Source organism: Escherichia sp. MOD1-EC6021 (assembly GCF_002965245.1).
Taxonomy (GTDB): domain Bacteria; phylum Pseudomonadota; class Gammaproteobacteria; order Enterobacterales; family Enterobacteriaceae; genus Escherichia; species Escherichia coli_F.
On record NZ_PTRU01000064.1, the window covers coordinates 1 to 6,020 of the forward strand.

Sequence of the window (6,020 nt, forward strand, 5' to 3'; positions counted from 1 at the left end):
CTATCCACGCAGGTCCGGTGACTTCCGGCAGCTCATCGTCATCTGTCGGGGAAGACCATTCCAGTTCCCCCCACAGCACATCAACAAGCTCTCCACGCTCATATCGCTGCCAGCCACAGAAATTGCAGCCCTGTTCGGCGTACCAGTGCTCCAGCGTGCAGCCGAAACGGCGGCTTAATTCTGCAACAACGTCGCTTTCCGGCTGACACCACGGCGTGTCGAAATCCACCTGAATGAAGTTTTCCCCCTGACTGCTGATATTCAGGTCATACCCACAAGGCCACTTCACGCCATACCGTTCTGTATACCAGTGATATGCAGAAGGAACACCGTTCAGAACACCACCGTTAAAGCCATTCACTTCAACATCCAGGCGGGTCGGCAGAACCGTCAGCAGGTCAAACGGCATGGTTTTTTCCGGCACTACGTTGTCACACAGACGGTTCCACCACACCGATACATCCTCGTTACCCCAGATGTCACACCAGTCACCTCTTTTTGCGGTGAAATGCACAGTGATGGTTTCCCTGACATCATCCGGTAACCCTTCCCAGCGACGCTGTCCAGTACCGCTCTGCAGCCAGAGTTCATGCAGCATCAGGCAGTTTTGCTCATCCAGCAGTACACCGTTCTGCAGGTGTGTCAGCCAGCGGGTGAACGCGATATTTTCCGTCGATACAGCACCACGTCCGGCAGCCGTCACTCCGGGGCACTGCTCAGAGCGGATATTTTCAGTGATCTGCAGAAGTCCGGCACTTCCGGCCAGAAACAGCTGAATACCTTCATTTGTGGCGCGGCGATAAAACGGTGTGACTGCACCGCTGGCCAGTCGTTTAATCTCAGCAATCTGTGCCGGTTCACCAGAAAAATGCATACGATCGGGTAGCAGTGATGCATTACTGCATCACCGCCCCCTAAGAACCGTACGTGCCAGTTTCCCGGCATACGGCTCAAGCCTTTCTAAGCCCACTCTCATGAGCCGGTTTCACTACATGTATACCTTTCGCATGAACAAGTGTGTGACACATCGGATGCAGCATAATCAAATTGGAGAGGCAGTTGCTCCCTCCATCGACTCGCCGTATGATGTGATGAACCTGCCACTGGGAATCAGATGTAATCCTCTCATCACATATGGGGCATCGGCCCCGCTGCTCAAACCAGATTTGAATGAGCTTTTTCCGTCCTTGCAGTTTGTGCCGCATTTTGTCTGCACAACGCTCCTCAAAGTACATCTCCCATTGAGGATCGAACGGATTAGCTGCAATTTTAATCGGTTTAAACCGGTTGATAGGCGTATCGATTGCTTTCCTCAGATTTGCATACTGAGGCTTACCGTTGGCAAGGAGTTCTCCGGTAGCCGTGGAGAAAGACCAGTTTCGGGCACCTTGTTGATGGAAATATCTTTTCCGAATCCACTTCTTTCCCTTATTGGGATGACGCCGAACAGCCCAACGCCATAAAGCCAGCCAGATCTCATTGTCAACTTTGTTAAATGCGACCTTGGCCACAATGTGTTGATGGTAAGCCGCCCACCCTTTGATCATTGGGTTCAGCATGCGGATCAACGTAAGCTGATCCATAGCTTTGTTGCCTTTGATTACAGCGCGTATTTTCTTTAAAAAGGAACTGACATTGGCTTTAGAGGGTTTGATCAGCATCTTACCGCCATATTTGCGAATGTTCTGTCCAAGAAAATCAAATCCTTCCTCGATATGTGTGATTTTCGTCTTTTCCGGAGAAAGCATTAATCCTCTTTCAGCCATAAACCGCCTGACGACGGGTAATACCTGAGACTCAAGAAGTTCTTTTGACTCTCCAGTGATAATAAAATCATCAGCATATCTCACATAGTTAACTTTCGGGTTAACCAATCGTCCCTTGACTGTTCTCTTTTTAAACTCCGAAGCAAGAAGCGCCTCCAGTCCATCCAGAGCAATGTTAGCCAGTACAGGAGAAATTATTCCCCCCCTGAGGAGTTCCTGAATTTACAGGGAATAACTGCCCCTTTTCCCTGTAACCCGCTTTAAGCCACTTTGTCAGGATTTGTCTGTCTGTTGAGGTGTTATCGATTAGCCATTGATGAGATATATTGTCAAAGCATCCCCGTATATCCCCCTCAAGCACCCATTCAGCGGATGTTTTCTGCGCAAGAACACAGAAGCACTGTGCTATCGCATCTGCAGTAGACCTTCCAGTCCGAAAGCCGAAGGATCTCTGGTCAGCAGTGACTTCAGCAACGGGCTCAAGAGCCAGCAAATACAACGCCTGCATCGCCCGATCCTTCATAGTGGGTATCCCAAGGGGACGAGACTTCCCATTTGACTTAGGTATATAAACCCGCTTAAGTGGCTGTGGTTTGTAACCACGCCGTTTCAGCAGGTTAATAGCAAGAAATTTAACCTCCGGGGAAGACCATGTCTGACCATCAACCCCAGGAGTACGTTTCCCGCTATTCTCTGTAACTCGTCTGACAGCAACTGCTCTGCCACTAAACGAGTGAGTCAGTATCCATTGCAAGGATTTGACCTTGCCATGTTTACCTTCTCGTGTTGCCTTTACGATACGCGCTTGCAGTCTCCGCACTTCCCGATAGCACTGACGCCAGTTGATACTGTGCCAGGAGTCACCGTTAAGTAAGGACGCACCTTTACAGGTTGTAGCCTGCTCAGTCATCTGCTTTTCCTTTCTGGAAGATTACTCAAACTCTCTCGTAATGAAAGACCCAGTGGAAGTCTGCCCGCTTTCGCGTAGGGTAATGTTGCCGGGCTCAACCCTTATCCGGTCCATTACAGACTGGCATTCGCTTTTTCCACCTTCTTTTACCCGCACCGCCAACAGTATCCCTTGCGGTTAACCTGCCTCACGAGGCAGCGATACGGGCTTACCATGTTCCACCTGAATAACAACAGTAGGTTAGACTCTGCTCACAACACCGGTGGTTTATTGTCCGTGTACCCCTAGCAAACAGAGGAGTAACCAACCACATACCTTTTGGTTCAAGCCTGTCAGCATCTTTGGCTTGTTCTGGTTAACGACGCTTCAGCAGTTCACATATGTTAGTCATGCTACCGAGCCTAGACCTCCTCCGCCTGATGCTGGCAGATTACATGTAACCTCACGGTTTCATGCGATCCGAAGTGTCAACGACGGATGAAAAGTGATCCACTTATATCTCCACCAACGGCCCAATATTGATCCACCGTTTTACTCAGGATTAGCTTCTGCTATAACCCCGGCCTTTCGTTTCTGTCTGAGTCGATAGCTTTCTCCTTTGATTTGAACGACATGTGAGTGGTGTAAGATACGGTCCAGCATCGCTGAGGTCAGTGCTGCATCACCGGCGAACGTTTGATCCCACTGCCCGAACGGCAGATTGGATGTCAGGATCATTGCGCTCTTTTCGTAACGTTTAGCGATGACCAGGAAGAACAGCTTTGCTTCTTCCTGACTGAACGGCAGATAGCCTATTTCATCAATGATGAGCAGGCGGGGGGCCATTACTCCACGCTGAAGCGTCGTTTTATAACGGCCCTGACGTTGTGCCGTAGATAACTGAAGTAACAGATCTGCTGCTGTTGTGAAGCGAACTTTGATACCTGCACGGACTGCTTCATAGCCCATCGCTATTGCCAGATGGGTTTTCCCCACACCTGATGGCCCCAGTAATACGATATTTTCATTACGTTCTATGAAGCTGAGTGAGCGTAACGACTGGAGTTGCTTCTGCGGTGCTCCGGTGGCGAATGTGAAGTCATACTCTTCGAACGTTTTCACCGCCGGGAAGGCTGCCATTCGGGTATACATCGCCTGTTTACGTTGATGACGTGCCAGTTTTTCTTCATGAAGCAGATGCTCCAGGAAGTCCATATAACTCCATTCCTGGTCTACTGCCTGTTGTGACAGCGCAGGCGCTGCGCTTATAAGGCTTTCCAGTTGCAACTGCCCGGCGAGCACCATCAGTCGTTGATGTTGCAGTTCCATCATCACGCCACTCCTCTGCAGAATGAGTCGTAGATGGAGAGTGGATGATGCAGGGGGTGTTTGTCGAAGTTCACCAGATTTTCATCAAGATGCACGTCATACTCTTTTTTCTCCGGAGGCAGTGCCAGCATGGACTGCTGCTCTTCGAGCCAGCGATCGCAGGGACGTGCCTGGATTGTTTCATGCTTTCGTTGGTTAGCGACATCGTGCAGCCAGCGCAGACCGTGGCGGTTGGCTGTTTCAACATCGACAGTGATCCCCATCGGGCGCAGGCGAGTCATTAGTGGGATGTAAAAACTGTTACGGGTGTACTGCACCATCCGTTCCACCTTACCTTTAGTCTGTGCCCTGAAGGGGCGACACAGTCGGGGAGAGAAGCCCATCTCCTTGCCGAACTGCCACAGCGAAGGATGGAACCGGTGCTGACCGGTCTGATATGCGTCACGTTGCAGAACCACAGTTTTCATATTGTCATACAACACTTCGCGCGGCACACCACCAAAGAAGCGGAACGCATTACGATGGCAGGTCTCCAGCGTGTCATAACGCATATTGTCAGTGAATTCGATGTACAGCATTCGGCTGTATCCGAGAACAGCAACGAACACGTGAAGCGGTGAGCGACCATTACGCATAGTGCCCCAGTCAACCTGCATCTGTCGTCCGGGTTCAGTTTCGAACCGAACGGCAGGCTCCTGCTCCTGAGGAACCGAGAGAGAACGAATGAATGCCCTGAGAATGGTCATTCCGCCACGATATCCCTGGTCTCTGATCTCGCGAGCGATTACCGTTGCCGGGATTTTGTAAGGATGAGCATCGGCGATGCGTTGACGAATATAATCCCGGTATTCATCCAGGAGTGAAGCAACAGCAGGTCGCGGCGTATATTTTGGCGGCTCAGATTTTGCCTGCAAATAACGTTTAACGGTATTGCGGGAGATCCCCAGTTCTCTGGCAATCGCCCGGCTACTCATTCCCTGCTTGTGCAGGATTTTAATTTCCATAACTGTCTCAAAAGTGACCATAAGCTCTCCTGAATCAGGAGAGCAGATTACCCCCTGGATCTGATTTCAGGCGTTGGGTGTGGATCACTATTGCACCGTTCGTGACACCGAAGATCCGGTTTCATTGTCCTGACAGCTTCACACCCCACCGTTACCAGTGACGCATGTGTCAGTAGGCTACTGATGACGGAACATCAGGTTCCCTGACGGAATCGAACTCCGCTGGAACAATTATTCAGGCGACTTCATGTCGCACATTTGAGCACCAGTTTGGCATGGGAATTCTCCTCTCACATGCGGCCTCCACCAGGCCGTGCCGCACCTGTAACCGGGCGACCGCATACGAATGCAGGTGCGGCCCCGAAGCCGCAGCGCGTGGAGGAGGAACGACGAAACGTGACCGGGTGAGGAGGCCGGCGACAGCGACACACTTGCATCGGATGCAGCCCGGTTAACGTGCCGGCACGGCCTGGGTAACCAGGTATTTTGTCCACAGAACCGTGCACAAAATGCTGTGGATAAGCTGGACACAGCCGTCCACAGCAGGCATACAGCCACACTCTCAGAGAATTGAGCGTTTTTTAGTCACAATAATGACATTTGACTGTGTGTGGATTCAGTTATTAGAATACTGTATATGCATACAGCAAAAGAAAAGGGAGATGAGAACATGATCCGCATTGAAATTCTTTTCGACCGCCAGAGCACAAAAAACCTCAAATCAGGCACACTTCAGGCGCTACAGAATGAAATCGAACGACGTCTGAAACCACACTACCCGGAAATCTGGCTGCGTATAGACCAGGGCAGCGCCCCGTCTGTATCTGTCACAGGAGCCCACAACGACAAGGATAAAGAACGTATCCTGTCTCTGCTGGAAGAAATCTGGCAGGACGACAGCTGGCTGCCTGCAGCATGAGTACCGTTTATCACCGTCCGGCTGACCCTTCAGGCAATGACAGTTACGTGCGACCGTTGTTTGCCGATCGTTGCCAGGCCGGTTTTCCTTCGCCTGCCACTGATTATGCTGAG

The 6,020-nt window shown here is 50.9% G+C and carries 4 protein-coding genes and 2 pseudogenes; 2 read left to right on the plus strand and 4 right to left on the minus strand.

Annotated elements, in window-relative coordinates:
* The 4 genes and pseudogenes from BEB54_RS27335 to istA all read right to left on the minus strand — a co-directional run.
* Positions 1 to 874 (minus strand): DUF1281 domain-containing protein (locus tag BEB54_RS27335; RefSeq protein ID WP_105282334.1); only part of this gene is annotated, 874 nt, incomplete at its 3' end.
* A gap of 76 nt (positions 875 to 950) precedes the next feature.
* Positions 951 to 2,676: pseudogene (gene ltrA, locus BEB54_RS27340) on the minus strand (group II intron reverse transcriptase/maturase).
* A gap of 531 nt (positions 2,677 to 3,207) precedes the next feature.
* Positions 3,208 to 3,990, minus strand: coding sequence for an IS21-like element IS100kyp family helper ATPase IstB (gene istB / locus BEB54_RS27355; RefSeq protein WP_072158264.1), 783 nt, complete (start codon positions 3,988 to 3,990; stop codon positions 3,208 to 3,210).
* The gene (gene istA, locus BEB54_RS27360; RefSeq protein ID WP_000255944.1) at positions 3,987 to 5,009 is read right to left on the minus strand and encodes an IS21-like element IS100 family transposase; all 1,023 of its coding nucleotides are present in this window, start codon (positions 5,007 to 5,009) and stop codon (positions 3,987 to 3,989) included. The genes istB and istA overlap by 4 nt, the downstream gene beginning before the upstream one ends.
* A gap of 649 nt (positions 5,010 to 5,658) precedes the next feature.
* Between istA and BEB54_RS27375 the strand changes: the two genes are divergently transcribed.
* Together BEB54_RS27375 and BEB54_RS27380 are read left to right on the plus strand one after the other, a co-directional pair.
* The gene (locus BEB54_RS27375) at positions 5,659 to 5,907 is read left to right on the plus strand and encodes a DinI-like family protein (protein ID WP_032284998.1); all 249 of its coding nucleotides are present in this window, start codon (positions 5,659 to 5,661) and stop codon (positions 5,905 to 5,907) included.
* Positions 5,904 to 6,020: pseudogene (locus BEB54_RS27380) on the plus strand (peptidase); the annotation flags it as partial. The gene BEB54_RS27375 and the pseudogene BEB54_RS27380, both read left to right, overlap by 4 nt.